Raw genomic sequence first — 16189 nt, forward strand, 5'->3', positions numbered from 1 at the left:
GTCGGCAGAACCGACGTCGGGGAGCGCGGGTCCGGTTCCCGGGGCCAGGAGCGAGGCACGCGACGCCCGCGACCCGCGCCTCGCCCTCGCGGGGGAGCCCGGGACGGGCGATGCGTCCGAGGGGCGCGGTGGTGTGGACACGGCCACTCGGGTGCTTTCGGTACGGGATCTGAAGACGGCGGAGGACTCCGGCGCCGCGGAGCCCTCCGGGGGCGCGGAGGAGTCCGCGGGCGCCGGGGGCTCCGGGGCGTCCGGCGGGGGCTCCGCGGGTTCCTCCGGGGAGCGCGCGGAGGGGGCCGGTGCGGCGGGCGACGCGGCGGGTGACGGCGCGTCGGGCGACGGTGCGCGCGAGGGCGCCGTACGCGACGATGAGCCGGACGGCGTCCGGGAGGGTGACGAGGAGCCGGAGGCGGCTGGGGTGACCGAGTCGGACGCCTCGGCTGGTGGGCCGGGCCGCGTCTCGGACGACGCCGCGCCCGTGGCGAAGGACGACGACGCGGAGGCCGAGGCCGAGAGCGAGCCCGAGGCCGCCTCCGAGGCGGAGAAGGCCGGCTCCGAGCCGAAGAGCGAGGGGGCCGAGACCGACGCGGAGGACGCGACGGGCGAGGCGGAGAAGGACGGCGCGGCGGCGGACGCGAAGCCCGCGGCCAAGACGTCCGCAGCCGCGACGCCTGAGACCGCGCCCGAGTCCGCCCCGGCGTCCGAGGCCGAGTCCGCCCCGGCGTCCGCGCCCGAGGCCAGGCCCGGCTCGGCGTCCAAGCCTGACCCGGTGTCCGAGCCTGACCCGGCCGCCGAGCACGAGTTCGCGGCGAAGTCTGCCCCGGAGTCCGGGACCGACTCGGCCTCCGAGGCCGAGCCCGACGCGAAGTCCGAGCCCGAGCCCGACGCGAAGTCCGAGCCCAAGCCCGACACGAAGGCCGAGCCCGACACGAAGGCCGAGTCCGACGCGAAGGCCAAGCACGACCCGGTGTCCGGGGCCGAGTCCGAGCCCGAGCCCGAGTCCGCCCCGGCGTCCAAGCCCGAGTCCGACGCGAAGTCCGCCCCCCCGGTCGATCAGCCCACCGCCATCTTCAAGGCGCCCAAGCCCCCGGTGGACCAGCCCACCACCATGCTCAAGCTCGGCGGCGCCGAGAAGGGCGGGAAGGCCGGGACCGAGGACGGCGGGAAGGGCGCGAAGAAGGACGCCCAGGGCACCGCGAAGGGCGCCCCGGCGGACACCGCGGCGCGCGGGAAGTCCACGCCCGAGTCCGAGGCCGAGCGCACCAGCAAGTTCGTCGCGCTCAAGCCCCTCGACGACCCGGCGACCCGCAGGCCGCCGAAGGCGAGGCCGGACGCCGACGCCGCGCCGCCGCAGCCGAAGGACGCCCCCGGCAAGCCGTCGTCGCGGCCGAAGGCCGATCCGGCGGTCACCGCCGCGATCCCCGCGGCCGCCCCGGTCGGCCCCGAGCGCACCACCCAGCAGCCGCTGCCGCCCAAGCCCCCGCTCGACCTGCTGGCCGAGCTGACCAACACCCCGCCGCCCCCGGAGACCCCGCTGCGCACCACCATGCGCCGGGTGAAGATCTGGACGCCGCTGGTGGTGCTGCTCCTGATCGTCTTCGCGATCGCGCAGTCCCTGCGGCCGCTGCCCGAGCCGGGTCTCCAGCTCACCGCGAAGGAGAGCCACACCTTCGCCGGCGGCAAGCTGACCCTGCCCTGGCCGGGCGAGGGCCAGGGCTGGATGGACGTGAACGGCGTCGGGACGATGGACCACTTCGGCGAGCAGAAGCCGGCGGCCATCGGTTCGGTCGCCAAGACGATGACGGCGTACATCATCCTCAGGGACCACCCGCTCAAGCCCGGCGAGGAAGGCCCGAAGATCAAGGTCGACGCGACGGCGGAGAAGGAGGGCGGCTACGACAAGGGCGGCGAGTCCACCCTGAACACCGTCAAGGCCGGCGACTTCCTCACCGAGAAGCAGGCGCTGTCGGCCGTCATGATCCCCTCCGCGAACAACATCGCGCGGCTGCTGGCGCGCTGGGACGCGGGTTCGGAGGCGGCGTTCGCCGAGAAGATGAACGCCACGGCCAAGGAACTCGGGATGACGCGGACGACGTACACCGACCCCTCGGGGCTGAAGGAGACCACCGTCTCCACGGCGCAGGACCAGGTGAAGCTCGGCAACGCGGTCGTGAAGAACCCGGCCCTGGTAGCCATCACCAGCGCCGCCAGCTGGACCGACCCCTCCGGGCGCAACTGGCCGAACTACAACTCGCTGCCCTACTGGATCGGCGCGATCGGCATCAAGACCGGCACGACCACCGCGGCCGGCGGCAACCTGCTGTTCGCCGCCCGCAAGAAGGTCGGCGGGCAGACGGTGACCGTCGTCGGCGCGATCCTCGGCCAGCACAAGACCCCGATCCTCGACACGGTCAACGCGGTCAGCAAGACCGCGCTGCTCGGCGCCGAGAAGGCGCTGACCGCCGAGAAGATCATGAAGAAGGGCGACGTCGTCGGGTACGTGGACGACCGGCTCGGCGGCCACACCCCCGTCGTGGTCACCGAGGACGTCACCGCGGTCGGCTGGGCCGGCTCCGTGGTGAAGCTCTCCTTCACCGCCGACGCCGTCCCGCACACCGCGAAGGCGGGCGCCAAGGTCGGCACGCTCACCGTCGGCGACGGCGGCGCGGGCGGCGCGATCCGCGTCCCGGTGGCGTTGCAGAAGGACCTGGCCGAGCCCGGCTTCACGGCCAAGCTGACCCGCATCGGCTGACCCGGCCGGCCCGGCCGCGCACCCCGTCGGGGGGCCCTCCGGACGGGCCTGTCCGGCGGGGTGCGTGCTAGCGTCGCGAGACGGGGCACGTCGCCGGTCGCGGGACGCGGCCGGAAACTCAAGGACGGGACACGGGGAGTGCCTTCAGGTGGCCACTGCGGAGCCGACACGCGCCGACGACGCCGAGCCGGGCCCGGGAGCCGGGCCGCGAATACGACCGCGGACAAGCCGTACGGAACGTGACGACCCGAAGCCGGTAAGTGACCGTCCTTCAAAGGTCGTCGCAGGGCGCTCCCGCGCGGGGGCCGTCGTCATGGCGGTGCGGGAGCGGATGCTGCGGCACCCGGCCCTCTCCGTCACCGCGCTGGCCGGAGTCCTGCACCTCGTCTGGTTCTTCGCGCTCGCGAACAGCGGGGGCGATCTCGCGGCGCAGGACGCGTGGGCCGAGTTCGTCGGCCGGCACCCGGACTCGGCGTACAACCTCGCCTGGTACGGCGGGATGCACGCCGTCTCCTACAGCATGGTCTCGCCGTATCTGATGTCCGTCCTCGGCGTCCGGACCACGATGATGATCGCCGGGACGCTGTCGGCGGGCCTGCTGACCCTGGTCCTGATCCGCAGCCGCGCGGTGAGGAACCCCCTGTGGGCGGCGCTCGCCGGGGTCTTCGGGCTGCTGTGCAACGCGCTGTCGGGCCGGGTGACGTTCGGCCTGGGCTCGCTGTTCGCGCTGGGCGCGGTCGCGGCCGTGTTCTGCTGGCCGTACCGCTGGCGCCACAAACGCTGGGCGAAGGCGCTGACCGCGGCCCCGCTGGCCGCGCTCGCCACCATGTCCTCGCCCGTCGCCGGACTCTTCGTCGGCCTGGTCGCGGTCGCGCTGTTCCTCCAGAAGCGCCGCCCGGGCGCGTGGGCGCTCGGACTCGCGCCGGCCGCGGTGGTGGCCGTCTCGGCCCTGCTGTTCCCCTTCTCCGGCACCCAGCCCATGGGCTTCGGCTCGGCGAGCCTGCCGCTGCTCTACGCGATCCTCGCCGCCGTCCTCGTCCCGCGGGAGTGGAAGACGGTCCGGATCACCTCGTGGGTGTACGCCCTGTCGGTCGTCGGGGTCTGGGTGGTCAGCTCGCAGATCGGCTCCAACATCACCCGCCTCGCGATGCTGTTCGCCGGGGTGGTCCTGGTGGCGGCGCTGCCCTTCGCCGTCCCGCGCTCGCGCAAGTGGTACGCGATCGTGCTGTCCCTGGTCGGCTTCGTCAGCTGGATCGGCGTCAAGTCGGTGGACGACGTCGTCCACACCGCGCCGGCCGCCTCCTGGTCGCACGAGCTGGCGCCGCTGGTCCACCAGCTCCAGAAGGCCGGCGCGGAGAAGGGCCGGGTCGAGGTGGTCCCGGCCAGCTCCCACCGAGAGGCCTCCGCGCTCGCCCCGTACGTCAACCTGGCGCGCGGCTGGAACCGCCAGGCCGACATGAAGCGCAACCCCCTCTTCTACGACGACACGCTCAACTCGGCGAACTACCACGAGTGGCTCCAGCGCTGGGCCGTGCACTACGTGGTGCTGCCCAAGGGCGAGCCGGACGGCGACGGCGGCCAGCGCGAACGCGAGCTGGTGCGGCAGGGCCAGCCCTATCTGCGGCAGGTCTGGGGCGACGCCAACTGGCAGCTGTTCGAGGTGACCGACCCCAAGCCGCTCGCCGAGCCCAACGCGGTGGTGGACCGGGCCGAGCAGGTCGAGCTGACCCTCGAGGTGAGCAAGCCGGGCCGCGTCCTCATCCGCATCCCGTACTCGCCCTGGCTGAGCATCGTGGACGAGCACGGCAAGCGGCTCAAGGCGCCGGAGGAGACCGAGGCGTCCAAGCACCGCCCCGAGGGCACGGCGAAGACGTACGACAACGTCAACGGCTGTCTGTGGGAGACGCCCGAGGACGCCAAGGGCGACAAGTGGACCATGCTGCTCGCGCCGCGGGCGGGGACGTACCGGCTGGCGGCGCCGTACCAGCTGCCGCGGGGGACGCCGTGCCCGGACGAGCTGAAGTGAGCGCGGCGGATCGTTTCGCGCGGGGGCGCCGGCGCCTCGGGTGAGGACCCGGGGCGCCGGCGCCCGGCGTGTGCGGTGACCGGCGTGTGCGGTGACCGGTGGGGCGGCGCCCGGCGTGTGCGGCGCCCGGCCTGGTCAGGCGAGCTGGGCCTCGACGGCCGCGACCAGCGCGGGGTCGTCCGGCGTGGTCTGCGGGGAGAACCGGGCCACGACCTCGCCGTCCCGCCCGATCAGGAACTTCTCGAAGTTCCAGCGGATGTCGCCGCTGTGCCCCTCGGCGTCGGCGACGCCGGTCAGCCGGTCGTAGAGCGGGTGGCGGCCCTCGCCGTTGACGTCGACCTTCTCGGTGAGCGGGAAGGTGACGCCGTACGTCGCCGAGCAGAACTCGGCGATCTCCGCCGCGCTGCCCGGCTCCTGCCCGGCGAACTGGTTGCAGGGCACGCCGAGCACGGTGAAGCCACGGTCGGCGAACCGTTCGTGCAGCTGTTCGAGGCCGGCGTACTGCGGGGTGAGGCCGCACTTGGACGCCACGTTCACGACGAGCACGGGACGGCCCGCGTACTGCTTCAGGTTCGCCGGGCCGCCCCGCAGGGCGCCGATCTCTGCGTCGAGGGGGGAGGTGCCGTTGCTGTCTGCAGTGGTCATGGGCCGGATGCTAGTGCCTGTGAACTGGGGCGGGGCCGTCGCCCGGGTGTTTCGTCCGGATCGGGCCGGGACCGAACGGAAGAGCGTGCCGGGTCCGTGTTTCACCCCGGGTCCGGCGTGGCCGCCGCGACGAGGACCCGGCCCGCGTCCGTACGCGAGTACAGCACCGACCGCCCCGCCCGCCGCCGTTCGATCAGCCCGGCGTCCAGCAGGACCCGCAGGTGCCGGCCGACGGACCCCAGCCCCTGCCCGGTCACGGCGGTCAGCTGGGTGGTGCTGAGCGGCGAGCCGAGCAGGACCAGCACCTCGGCCCGGGCGGGCCCGAGCAGCGCGCCGAGGGCGGCGGAGACGGAGGAGCGGCGGGCGCGGGCGTCGGCGAGGACGCCCGCGCACGGGTAGACGACGGCGTACCGGCTCGGCGGCTCGTCCCACGCCACCCAGCCGGTCTGCGGGGTGACCGGCACCAGGACGAGCTGCGCGCCGGCGATCTCGCGCGGCGGGTAGGCGTGCGAGTTGACCTGGAAGCGGTTCCCGCCGAGCCAGCGGGTGCCCGGCCGCAGCGCGTCCAGCACGGCCGCCCAGCCGCCCCGGCTCACCTGCGCGGTGCGGGCGACGATGTCGGCCTCCAGGACGTGCCGCCGCCGGTCCCAGGCGGGCCGTACGGTCTCCGTCCAGACGTGCTCCAGGAGCCGGGCCGCGCGTTCGGGCAGGTCGTCGCGGTCGAGCGCGGCGGGCAGCGGGCCGTTCAGGGAGCGCCGCAGATGGGCGCGGGCGGCGACGGGATCGGCGGCGCGGACACGGGCCACCCCGTCCGCGAAGCTCTCCTCGTCGCGGGGCGTGGGGGTGAGGAAGTCGGCGATCCAGTCGTGGCCGAGTCCGGCGCGCACGAGCAGCGCGGTGACGGGGTCGCCGGCCAGCAGCCGCCGGTAGCCGGGCAGATGCGCGCGGAGCCAGGCATGCTCGCCGGGGTGGCGGCCGGCGCCGGCGTGCAGGAGCTTGAGGCTCGCGAAGGTCTCGGCGAGCGGGGAGATCAGGAAGCGGCTGCCGGCGAGGGTGTCGGCGTTGACCTCCCACAGCCCCATGCCGCCCCGCCTCCCCTCCCCGGCACGCTCTGTACCTGTACCGGCGACGTTTCGCCCGCACGCGAAACAGTAACGGCGGTGGCGGCCCCCGCCCGAGACTCCGGCGCATGCACAGCTACCGAGACCTGTTCCGCACCCCGGAGTTCACTCCGCTCTTCGTTGCGACCGCCGCCCAGACCGTCGCGCAGACGGCGAGCGGGCTGGCGCTCGGCACGCTGGTGTACCGGTCGACCGGTTCGCCGCTGCTGTCGGCGGTGAGCATGTTCGGCCCGTCGCTGGCCCAGGTGCTGGGGGCGACGCTGCTGCTCTCGGGCGCCGACCGGCTGCCGCCGCGCGGAACGCTGGCGGGGATCTCGCTCGCCTTCGCGGCCCTGACGGCGCTCCTGGCGCTGCCCGGGCTGCCGCTCGGGGCGGTGTTCGCGGTCGTCCTCGTCCAGGGCCTGGTCGCCTCGCTCGGGGGCGGCGTCCGCTGGGGCCTGCTGAACGAGATCCTGGCGAAGGACGAGGCGAAGGGTGGGGCGAAGGACGAGGCGAAGGACGAGGCGAAGGACGAGGTGAAGGGTGGGACGAACGGCGGGGCGAACGGTGGGACGAACGGCGGATACCTGCTGGGGCGTTCGGTGTTCAACATGATGAGCGGGATCATGCAGATCACCGGGTACGCGACGGGCGGGGCGCTGGTGGCGGCGCTGTCGCCGCGGGTGTCGCTGCTGCTGGCGGCGGTGCTGTACGCGGTGGCCGCGGCCGGGGTCCGGCTCGGCCTGAGCGGCCGTACGCCCCGCTCGTCCGGCCGCCCGTCGGTGACGGCGACCTGGCGCACCAACGCCGTCCTGTGGCGCGACCGCCCGCGCCGCCTCACCTATCTCGGCCTGTGGCTGCCCAACGGCCTGGTGGTCGGCTGCGAGTCGCTGTACGTGCCGTACGCCCCCGGCGCGGCCGGGACGCTGTTCGCGTGCGCGGCGCTGGGCATGCTGGCCGGCGATGTGACGGTGGGCCGTCTGCTGCCGCCCGCGGTGCGCCGCCGCGCGGCCACACCGCTGCTGGCGCTGCTGGCCGCGCCGTACCTCCTGTTCGCGCTGCGCCCGCCGGCGGCGGTGGCGGCCTGCCTGGTGGCGCTGGCCTCGGTCGGCTTCGGCGCGAGCCTGGTCCAGCAGGAACGGCTGATGAGCCTGACCCCGCCCGGGCTGAGCGGCCACGCGCTGGGGCTGCACTCGGCCGGGATGCTGACGACGCAGGGGGTGGGCGCGGCCCTGGCGGGCACGGCGGCGCAGCTCACCTCGCCGGCCGTGGCGATGACGGGGACGGCGGCGACGTCGGCGGCGGTGACGCTGGCCCTGGCGGTGGCCCCGGTGGCGGCTCCGGCGGAGGCGGACCGCCGCGGGGAGCCGGCGCTGCGGTGAACGCCGCCGTTTAACGCGGCGGCGGGTCCCGTCACCCGTTCGGCGGCCCCCCGCTGGTAGCACGCCCTTTCGACGCACACGGTGGACGCACCGGAACCAGGAGGGACGACCCATGACGCAGCAGCCGACATCGCCGGGAAGCCATCCCCACCAGGAACACGCGGGCGCCGGCGGCGGCCGGGACCGGACCAGCATGTGGGTGGCGGGCGGCACGGTGTTCGCCGGAGTGGTGCTGCTGGTGGACGGCCTGCTGGACATCCTCAAGGGCATCACGGCCATCGCGTCCGACGACATCTACGCGAACATCAACGACTACGTCTACCGCTTCAACCTGACCGGCTGGGGCTGGGTCCTGCTGATCCTGGGCGTGATCTCGGTGGTCACCGGCCTCGGCCTCCTGACGGACGCCTTGTGGGCGAGGGTGCTGGGCGTCTTCATGGCCTCCCTGAGCCTGATCGCCAACTTCCTCTGGCTCCCGTACCAGCCCCTGTGGGCCCTCATCTCGATCGCCCTGGACGCCTGGGTCATCTGGGCCCTGACGGCCCACCGCTCCTCGCGGACGACGGCGCTCTGAGGGACGGACGACGGCGCTTCGGGCGGGAGCAGGGGAGCGGCACCCTCTGCTCAGCCCATCGGGAACGACCGTTCCAAGTTGCCCATTTGTGTGACCGGAACGGTTCGCCACCCGCAGGCGTCTCCCCTCTCCAGGACACGGTGGCGTGTCGGGGAGGGGAGACCGGGTGGGTGGGGACGAGTTCGCCAAGTGGGTGGAGCGGTTCGAGGACGAGCGCGAGCGCAGACGCGCGGAGGGGGACCCGGACTGGGGCCGGGGCGCGAGACTGCACCCGGCGATATGGGCGGGCATCCAGCGCTTCCAGGTCGGCGAGGACGGCGACGGCGCCAACCTGGTGAGCAAGGCGGACCAGGCCGGCGACGCCGACTACGCACGGGCGGTGCGCCTGTTCGTCGCCGAGGAACAGAACCACGCCCGCCTCCTCGCCCGGCTGCTGGCCGCGGGCGGCAGACCGACGCTGTCCGGCCACTGGAGCGACACGGTCTTCGTACGACTGCGCCGCCTGATGGGCCTGCGCATGGAACTGCTGGTGCTGATGATCGCGGAGGTGGTGGCGCTGCGGTACTACCGCGCGCTGCGCGACGGCACGGACGACCCGCTCACGACGGAGGTCGCGGCCCGCATCCTCGCCGACGAGGAACGCCACGTGCCCTTCCACTGCGCCCGCCTGCACACATCCCTCGCCGAACTCCCGCGCCCACTACGCCGCCCACTCCTCGCGGCATGGCAACTCCTGCTCCTGGCAGTCACTTTGACGGTCGCCGCAGACCACGGCCACGCCCTGCGCCGTCTCTCCGTCGGCCGCCGGCGCTTCACGACGGACGTCATGAAGTCCTCCGCCCCGGTCGTATCGGCGATCCTCAGGCCTCGCCCGGACGAGTGGAGGGACGGGGGCTGACCGAGAACACCCCGACTCAGCGCCGGAGTTCTCCAGAGTCCCCTTTTTGCCTTCCGGTCGACCAAGGACGTCGAGGTCCTGGCTAACGTCGGAGGACCGCTGCGGAGTGCTGCCGTGGCGACTCGGTCGCCCCGTTCCCGACGTCACGTGGAGAGGCGAGAGCAGTGGCCCGGCTCAACGTGGTGGAGGCGGCGGCCACCCTTCCCGACGCCTGGCGCTCTCGGGCCATGGGCAAGGTGAGAATCGCCGACGTGAAGGTGCTCAGTATGAACGAGCCGCCCGTCGCGGAGGAGGCTCATCCGACGACCGAGGCACTACTGGTCTTGAACGGATGCCTCAGACTCCAACTCGCGTGGCAGGCCACGTCGTTGACGACAAATGACCTCTGTGTGGTCCCGGCGAACACGCCGCACGCGGTACTGCCCGGCAGCGCCGGGACCTTGCTGATCGTAGAGGTCGCCAACGAGCACGGTGAAGAACGGACGGCCGCACTTCAATTGACCGGCCGAAAACGGAAGACCGAGGCTCCGACCACCCGACCCACCTTGAGGAGTGACGCAGGTAGCCGTCACGGGACGGCGACGCGCAGATCCCGGACGTACCAGTCGAAGCGCGTGCCGTCCTCGCTGCGCGTCTGCCGGCCAGGGGTGAACCCCGCCCGCAGCGCCACCGCGGCAGACGCGGGATTCCCTGGCTCCACCTGGATCACCGCCTCCGTACCGCCCTCGCTCGCGGCGTACGCGGTCGCCAACAGGACCGCGCGAGTGGCCAGTCCATGCCCCCGCCACGACGGATAGAGGCCGTACGCGACATTCACCTGGCCGGGCGCCAGCCCTCCTCCCGCGAACCGCAGGTCGACCGTGCCGGCGAGCACCTCGTCGCCACCCACCCGAATACCGAACGCGCGAAGCGGCCCCCTGGCGTCCCACTGCTCCCGGCAGTGCCGGAAGTACGCCGCGACACCCTCGTACGTCCCGGGACCCCCGTTGAGCCACCGAACAAGCAGCTCATCCTCCCCCGCGAGATGCGCCTCCACGTCACTCAGCCGCAGCGGCGACAGCGTGACGATCCCATCGAACAGTTCCACGTCATGCATCCGGTGATTGTGGACGCCAGAGAGGTGTCCCACCAACGGAAAACCGTCTGGACGCACGTAGTGCAGGACACACACAGTGAGAACCATGAACCATGACGAAGACCTCCCCTCAACGTTGAGGGGAGGTCTTCATTCGGTGCCCCCGGCAGGATTCGAACCTGCGACACCCGCTTTAGGAGTTTCCTCTGGACGGGGCTGTGACCTGGGGAAACGCCTGCTTTTGGCTGTCTGGCCTTCGGAAACTCTCTTCGGCGGTTCTCACGCCTTTGGGAGGCTTCCCGTCCTCATGTGTGCCGAATCCGTTCTGGGTCGGCCGGAGGCAGCGACCTTTTCGGGCGGTTGAGATGGCGGTGCGCTCGGGGACGGTGCGGCTTGGAGATCCGTGGCGGCTTGCGGTATGCATCTGGAGGTATATACCGTTGATTGCATGACGGAGCGGTGGGAGATCGAGATCGAACCCGAGGTACGGGATTGGCTGGAACTGCTTCCGTTCCGCCTCTACCGGCGGGTCGAGGACAAGACGGACCGCCTGCTGGACGAGCCGACGACCCTCGGCGAGCCCTACTCGCGGCACCTGGGTGGCAAGCTACGTGAACTCCGCTTCGAGTTGGACGGCGAAGCCGTACGCATCCCGTACTGGCTCGCGCCAGGACAACGGATCGTGCTGCTGACGGTCTTCCGTAAGACGAGGATGCGTGAAGCAGCGGAAGTCGAGCGTGCGCACCAAGCCCAGAAGGTCTGCGAGGCCGAACACGGCCACGCCCAGCACACGTACGAGCGGCGCAAGGAGAGCTGATGAATCACAGCACGTGGAGGACGCGCCGGACCCGGCAGCTTGCGGGTGAGGCGGTGGAGTACGACCAGGAGTACGTCGACGCGCGACTGGCCGGCGATCTCGGGCAGGCGGTCTACAACCGCCGGATCGAGCTCGGCCTCTCCCAGACGGAACTGGCGGAGCGAGCCGGGATGACTCAGCCCCAGGTCTCCCGGATGGAGGGCGGCGACACCGTGCCGACTCTCCCGCTGCTGCGGCGCTTGGCCAAGGCCCTGCAGGGCACGCTGAATCTGACCATCGACGAAGGCGACTCGCATGTCACCTTCACCCCGCACGCCGCCTGAGCCGCTGGTAGGCGGGCCGTCGGTCATGTAACCCTGGCCGCCTACCAGAGTCCGTAGGTGCCCTTCTCTCTGTGCCCCGGCAGGATTCGAATCTGCGACACCCGCTTTACAGTAGTGCGTTCATTCCGTCTAGCGTGGCTCGACCCTCGGCCCGAAGCGGAGTTTGCGCGACCTCGGCGAGCCTCAAGTACCCACTCCCGCATACGTCGCGTCGGCGCCTGACCATCAATGTCCTCGCGAGCATGGCACTGGACGTTTCGCTTCAGGAGTGACGTCGTGGATGCCGAGATAGGTGTCCAGCGGGGAAACGCGGTCATGCTGCCGTCGCAGACCAGCCGCGCCGGCTATATATCGGAGATCGCGTGAGCCGCTGGTGCGGTAGCTGTCCGTGCACACGCTCTATCTGCTCGGATCCGGCTCTGATTCCCTGACCGGGAAGGCACTGGGATCCGTCCACGAGGTGGGATATGGAGCGCGCGACCCATGGGACAGCACGGAGTTGTACGGATGGCATCGGCGAGCGGCGGCCTGTCCGCTTCCTCTGGAGCCTGTCACGACCTGTCCGGGAGGAACTGCTGAGTATCGGTTCCCCGAAGCAGTATCCGCCCGGCAAGAAGATCCTGGTGGAAGGGGAGACGGGCGATCATCTGGTGCTCCTGAGGACCGGCTGCGTGAAGGTTACTGGCACGCTTGGCAACGGGCATGAAGCCCTGATCGCCATCCGGGTCGGCGGAGACGTGGTCGGGGAGATGGCCGTGCTCGACGACATGCCCAGGTCGGCCACGGTGACGGCGTGCGACGACATCGATGCGCACGTCGTCCAAGGCCGAGCGATGCGGAGCTTCCTCGACAAGTGCCCCGAAGCCGCCATTCAAATCGTGCGGCTCAGCAACCGCCGCCTGCGCGCTGCAAATTCCTGGCGCATCGCGTTCGGTGAATTCCCCGTTCGAGTGCGGCTGGCCCGTGCGCTCACCGAACTGGCCGAGAACTACGGCCGATGCGTCGGCTCGGACACCGTGATCTGTCTCGACCTCACACAAATCGAACTCGCCGCGCTCATCGGAGCGAAGCTGAGGGCGGTACAGAAGGCGCTGGCGGGATTCCGCGACCAGGGAATCGTCCGCACCGGCGGCGGCGAGATGGGGGTGATCAAGCTGGACCGCCTCCGGGCGATCGGACTCCTGTAGATGACCGGTCGCTGACGGGACCTGGGAACCGCATTTTTGCGTCCTGCTCGGAGGTTCCGGTCCACCGGCCGCACAGTGGGCGTGCAACGCAGACAACTGTCCACTCTCATCGAGCAGGTGATGGTTCACATGACGTCGCACCCGACCGCCCGTCCCTGGGGCAAGCCCCGGCCGGACGTCACAAGCCGCCTCTGTCTGGCGGCGGACATTGAGCAGTACAGCCGCTTCGACACTCCGGGTCAGCGGGCCGCGCAGGCCCAACTCGCCAGGGTGTTGCGGACGGCGGCCGAGCGCAGCGGGCTGGACCACGGCAGGTGGTCCACCCAGCCGCAGGGAGACCTGGAGTTCGCGGTTCTCCCGCCTGGCACTTCCGAGCAACTGGTGTTGGGCGCGTACGTCACGCACCTGGCGGCCGAGCTCGGCGGTTACAACGCCACCCGCCGGCCCGCCGAGCGGATGCGGCTTCGGCTGGCCATCGACATCGGCGTAGCCACCACGGCAGCCCTGGGCTTCTCCGGCCCTGCCCCGATCGCGGTGGTCCGCTACCTGAACGCACCCGAGGTGAAGGAATCCCTGGCGGCCGCCGGGTCGGCGAGCCTGGCTGTGGTGGTCTCCGACCGGCTCTACCAGGACGTGGTGCGCTCGGGATTCCACGGGCTCGCCCCTGAGCACTACCGCCGCATCCATGTGCGGCACAAGGAGTTCGCCGGGTACGGCTGGCTCTGGTTGCCCGGGGCGGACCCACAGGACGCGCGGGCCCCCTGGCCGGGTGTGCCGGAGGACGGGCCGCGACCCCCGGCGCGAGTAGAGGAGCAGGGGCAGTCGAGCTTCGTGCAGCATGACGTTCACGGCACCGCCGTCCAAGGCGTGATCCATGGATCCATCGTCCACAGGGCGGTGCCTGGCGGGGCAGGCCGATGAGCCACAGCCCGCCCGCCGAAGGCTGCACATCGTGCGAGAACGCAGCGAGCCACAACCGCCAGGAGGGGACCCGGGGCCTCTCCGTCCAAGGCCGGACCGGTGATGTGCACTACTACGCCGCCGCTTGCGACCACTATTCCGCCGCGAGTACGAGGCGGCGTACGGCCGGCTTCTCGCCGGTTCCCTACGAGACGCTGCGTGAGGAGTTGTACCGGATCGTCCGGGCCTGCTCACGCATCGTGGACGACCTGCGTGATGACACCGACGACTCGGGAGGTTCGCCATGGGACTGATCCCCTATAACCGGGTGTTCGACGTGCTGGAGCACCTGGTCCGGCCTGTCGACCTGCCCTTCCCGGTCACCACGGACGACGGTCCGGCCCGGATCTCCGCCCTGGCGGCCCGGCGGGCGCTGTACGGCAGGTCGGCGGATCCGCAGCTCCGGGAGGAGATCTGGCGCGAGGCAATCGGCGCGGCGCAGCGCGACACCGACGCGGCCGGAGCTGACCGGCTGCTGGCGCTCTGGTTGGCCCTGCCCGCGATGCGGGGCATCCTCTACCGGATCGCGATTCGGTGGCCGATCGACCGGCAGGAGCTCGAATCCGAGTCACTGTGCGCCCTGTTGGCAGTGCTCGCGGATGTCGATCTGCAAGCCCACGAGGTTGGCCTCGCACTGCTGCACCCCGCCGGTAACCGGGTGTGGGCGTTCGCCCAGGCCCGCATCCGGGAGCGACCGGTGGCGGACGTCGCGGCGCTGGCCGCCGCCCACCTGGCCGTGGAGGCACCTGCGGAGTCCCCGGTCGGTGACTGGCGAGATGGCTGGGAGCTGCGGGTGTCGCCGCCTGCCCGGCCTGACGGGCTGTCGGCGACAGTGCGGTTCAGCAGCTCATCCGAGCGGCTGGAGAGCTTTCGACTGGGTGAACTAGCAGGGCACTTGGGCCTCGGGGAAATCGTTCGGCGGGCGCGGCGCCCGAGCGAGGGCAGCCGGATCGGCGCCCTGTCGCTGCGTCCGGTCGGAGGGAGGCGATGACCCCACGCTCCGGCACCTGGCTGTCGTTCGGCGAGGCGTTCGACCTGCCGTTGGTGGTCGACCTGCGCACCGCCGCCCGCGCGCTCGGGCTCTGCCCCGCCACCGCATACAAGCTCATCCACCAGGGTGGCTTTCCCTGTCTGGTGCTGCGCCTCGGATGGCAGTACCGGATCCCCACCGCTGACCTGCTGCGGGCGCTCGGAATCGAGGAGCGTCCCGTCTACCCGGCCGATCTGCGAACCGGTGCCGAGTTCGCGGAACAGTACCACCAAGCAGAGCAGTTCGAGACGGAGGACTACGCATGAGTATCGTGGCCGTCGCTGGTCAGGAGTCCGACGAGGCGCCGATGACGACTTGCTTCGTCATCGCACCCATCGGCAACGAGCACGCTCCGGACGGGAGCCCGGAGCTCCTGGCGTTCGAGGAGAACCTGGAGATCTACGAGAAGGTGATCCTGCCTGCCTGCGCCAAGAAGGGCATCGTCCCGGTCCGGGCGGACGGGATCGCCGACCCGGGCGAGATCACCGAACAGGTCTGTCGGCACCTCCTGCAGGACGACCTCGTGATCGCCGACCTCACCGGAGGCAACGCCAATGTCGCTTATGAGCTCGGAATCCGGCACCTGACCGGCAAGCCCATCATCCATATCGGTGAGAACGGGCAGCTGCCGCTCGATCTCTCGTTGATTCGGACGATCATGTTCAAGCGCAGCCGGAGCGGGCTGGTCAGGGCGCGGCGGGACCTGGAGAGCGCACTGGAGGGGGCTTTACACAACGGGTTCGAGCCCCTGACTCCGGCCCGGATCCTGTTTGGGCTGCCGACGGCGCTGCCGGCTGTGGTCGAGGCGGATCCGGACGACCCAGAGGCGCCCGGGCTGATCGACCAGTTCGCCCGGGTGGAGGAGCAGGTGGAGGCGATGACCGAGACCACGGAGGCGATCGCCGGGTTCATGACGGTGATCACCGACACCGTCGTGCAGATCGGTCCCGTGATGGAGCGGGCCTCCCAGCCAGGGGTGCCGATGAGCACGTGGCTGCCGGCCATGACCGAGTTGGGGAAGGCGATGGCTGAGCCAGCCTCCGGTCTCCGGGAGGCGTGCACTCGGTTCGCCGGGCAGATGGTGGAGATGGATGCGGCAGCCCATGCGGCGTTCGACGTCATCGCGATGATGTCGCCCGAGCAGCGCACCGGGCCGCCGACTGGGTTTCTGGAGCAGATGGCCGGCATCGCCGAGTCCACCCAAGAGGTGGTCGGTGTGCTCGGCGAGGTCGAGGTCTGCATGCGATGGGTAGCGAAGATGAGCCGGGAGCTGCGGGCGCCCGGTCGGGACATCTCGGCCGCGGTCAAGCAGGTGAGTGCCGCGATGACCCGAATCGCCGACTGGGAGCGCCGGGCCCGCGACCTGATCTGACCGCGCGGCAGGTGGCCTCGGCGACGGCTGCCGGGGCCACCTGTGCCG

At 71.4% G+C, this 16189-nt stretch carries 15 protein-coding genes and 1 tRNA gene; 12 read left to right on the plus strand and 4 right to left on the minus strand.

What is annotated here, in order from left to right; translation table 11 throughout:
- Positions 1 to 133: 133 nt before the first annotated feature.
- Both K7787_RS09525 and K7787_RS09530 read left to right on the plus strand, forming a co-directional pair.
- Positions 134 to 2752, plus strand: coding sequence for a D-alanyl-D-alanine carboxypeptidase (locus K7787_RS09525; RefSeq protein WP_223001112.1), 2619 nt, complete (start codon positions 134 to 136; stop codon positions 2750 to 2752).
- Positions 2753 to 2900: 148 nt separating this feature from the next.
- Complete coding sequence (locus K7787_RS09530; RefSeq protein ID WP_223001113.1) at positions 2901 to 4778, plus strand: DUF8823 domain-containing protein; 1878 nt, start codon at positions 2901 to 2903, stop codon at positions 4776 to 4778.
- Between the two features lie 135 nt (positions 4779 to 4913).
- Here the strand turns inward: K7787_RS09530 and K7787_RS09535 are convergent, their stop codons facing one another.
- Both K7787_RS09535 and K7787_RS09540 read right to left on the minus strand, forming a co-directional pair.
- On the minus strand, positions 4914 to 5423 hold the full coding sequence (locus tag K7787_RS09535) for a glutathione peroxidase (protein WP_247720708.1): 510 nt from the start codon (positions 5421 to 5423) through the stop codon (positions 4914 to 4916).
- Between the two features lie 101 nt (positions 5424 to 5524).
- A complete protein-coding gene (locus K7787_RS09540) occupies positions 5525 to 6505 on the minus strand; it encodes an ArsR/SmtB family transcription factor (RefSeq protein ID WP_223001114.1) in 981 nt (326 codons plus the stop codon).
- Between the two features lie 107 nt (positions 6506 to 6612).
- Here K7787_RS09540 and K7787_RS09545 point away from each other — a divergent pair, with 107 nt between their 5' ends.
- The 3 genes from K7787_RS09545 to K7787_RS09555 all read left to right on the plus strand — a co-directional run bounded on the left by K7787_RS09545 (position 6613) and on the right by K7787_RS09555 (position 9377).
- The gene (locus K7787_RS09545) at positions 6613 to 7905 is read left to right on the plus strand and encodes an MFS transporter (protein WP_223001115.1); all 1293 of its coding nucleotides are present in this window, start codon (positions 6613 to 6615) and stop codon (positions 7903 to 7905) included.
- Positions 7906 to 8017: 112 nt separating this feature from the next.
- On the plus strand, positions 8018 to 8479 hold the full coding sequence (locus K7787_RS09550) for a DUF7144 family membrane protein (protein ID WP_009189147.1): 462 nt from the start codon (positions 8018 to 8020) through the stop codon (positions 8477 to 8479).
- Between the two features lie 166 nt (positions 8480 to 8645).
- Positions 8646 to 9377: a ferritin-like domain-containing protein gene (locus K7787_RS09555; protein WP_223001116.1), complete on the plus strand. Its 732-nt coding sequence runs from the start codon at positions 8646 to 8648 to the stop codon at positions 9375 to 9377.
- Positions 9378 to 9945: 568 nt separating this feature from the next.
- Here K7787_RS09555 and K7787_RS09560 read toward each other — a convergent pair.
- The gene (locus K7787_RS09560; RefSeq protein ID WP_223001117.1) at positions 9946 to 10473 is read right to left on the minus strand and encodes a GNAT family N-acetyltransferase; all 528 of its coding nucleotides are present in this window, start codon (positions 10471 to 10473) and stop codon (positions 9946 to 9948) included.
- Between the two features lie 137 nt (positions 10474 to 10610).
- Positions 10611 to 10669, minus strand: a tRNA-Phe gene (locus K7787_RS09565).
- A 231-nt stretch (positions 10670 to 10900) separates the two neighbouring features.
- Here K7787_RS09565 and K7787_RS09570 point away from each other — a divergent pair.
- The 7 genes from K7787_RS09570 (at position 10901) to K7787_RS09600 (ending at position 16141) form a co-directional block, all read left to right on the plus strand.
- Positions 10901 to 11269, plus strand: a complete 369-nt coding sequence (locus tag K7787_RS09570; RefSeq protein ID WP_055626722.1) for a type II toxin-antitoxin system RelE/ParE family toxin — start codon at positions 10901 to 10903, stop codon at positions 11267 to 11269.
- Positions 11269 to 11592, plus strand: a complete 324-nt coding sequence (locus tag K7787_RS09575) for a helix-turn-helix domain-containing protein (protein WP_223001118.1) — start codon at positions 11269 to 11271, stop codon at positions 11590 to 11592. The genes K7787_RS09570 and K7787_RS09575 overlap by 1 nt, the downstream gene beginning before the upstream one ends.
- 467 nt (positions 11593 to 12059) lie before the next feature.
- Positions 12060 to 12779 carry a Crp/Fnr family transcriptional regulator gene (locus K7787_RS09580; RefSeq protein ID WP_223001119.1) on the plus strand — a complete coding sequence of 240 codons (720 nt, stop codon included), beginning with the start codon at positions 12060 to 12062 and terminating at the stop codon, positions 12777 to 12779.
- A gap of 81 nt (positions 12780 to 12860) precedes the next feature.
- A complete protein-coding gene (locus K7787_RS09585; protein WP_308036319.1) occupies positions 12861 to 13700 on the plus strand; it encodes a hypothetical protein in 840 nt (279 codons plus the stop codon).
- A gap of 283 nt (positions 13701 to 13983) precedes the next feature.
- On the plus strand, positions 13984 to 14730 hold the full coding sequence (locus tag K7787_RS09590; RefSeq protein ID WP_223001120.1) for a hypothetical protein: 747 nt from the start codon (positions 13984 to 13986) through the stop codon (positions 14728 to 14730).
- Positions 14727 to 15035, plus strand: coding sequence for a helix-turn-helix domain-containing protein (locus tag K7787_RS09595; protein WP_223001121.1), 309 nt, complete (start codon positions 14727 to 14729; stop codon positions 15033 to 15035). Before K7787_RS09590 ends, K7787_RS09595 begins: the two co-directional genes overlap by 4 nt.
- Positions 15032 to 16141: a hypothetical protein gene (locus K7787_RS09600; RefSeq protein WP_223001122.1), complete on the plus strand. Its 1110-nt coding sequence runs from the start codon at positions 15032 to 15034 to the stop codon at positions 16139 to 16141. The genes K7787_RS09595 and K7787_RS09600 overlap by 4 nt, the downstream gene beginning before the upstream one ends.
- Positions 16142 to 16189: the final 48 nt, after the last annotated feature.

It is taken from the genome of Streptomyces sennicomposti (genome assembly GCF_019890635.1).
Lineage (GTDB): Bacteria > Actinomycetota > Actinomycetes > Streptomycetales > Streptomycetaceae > Streptomyces > Streptomyces sennicomposti.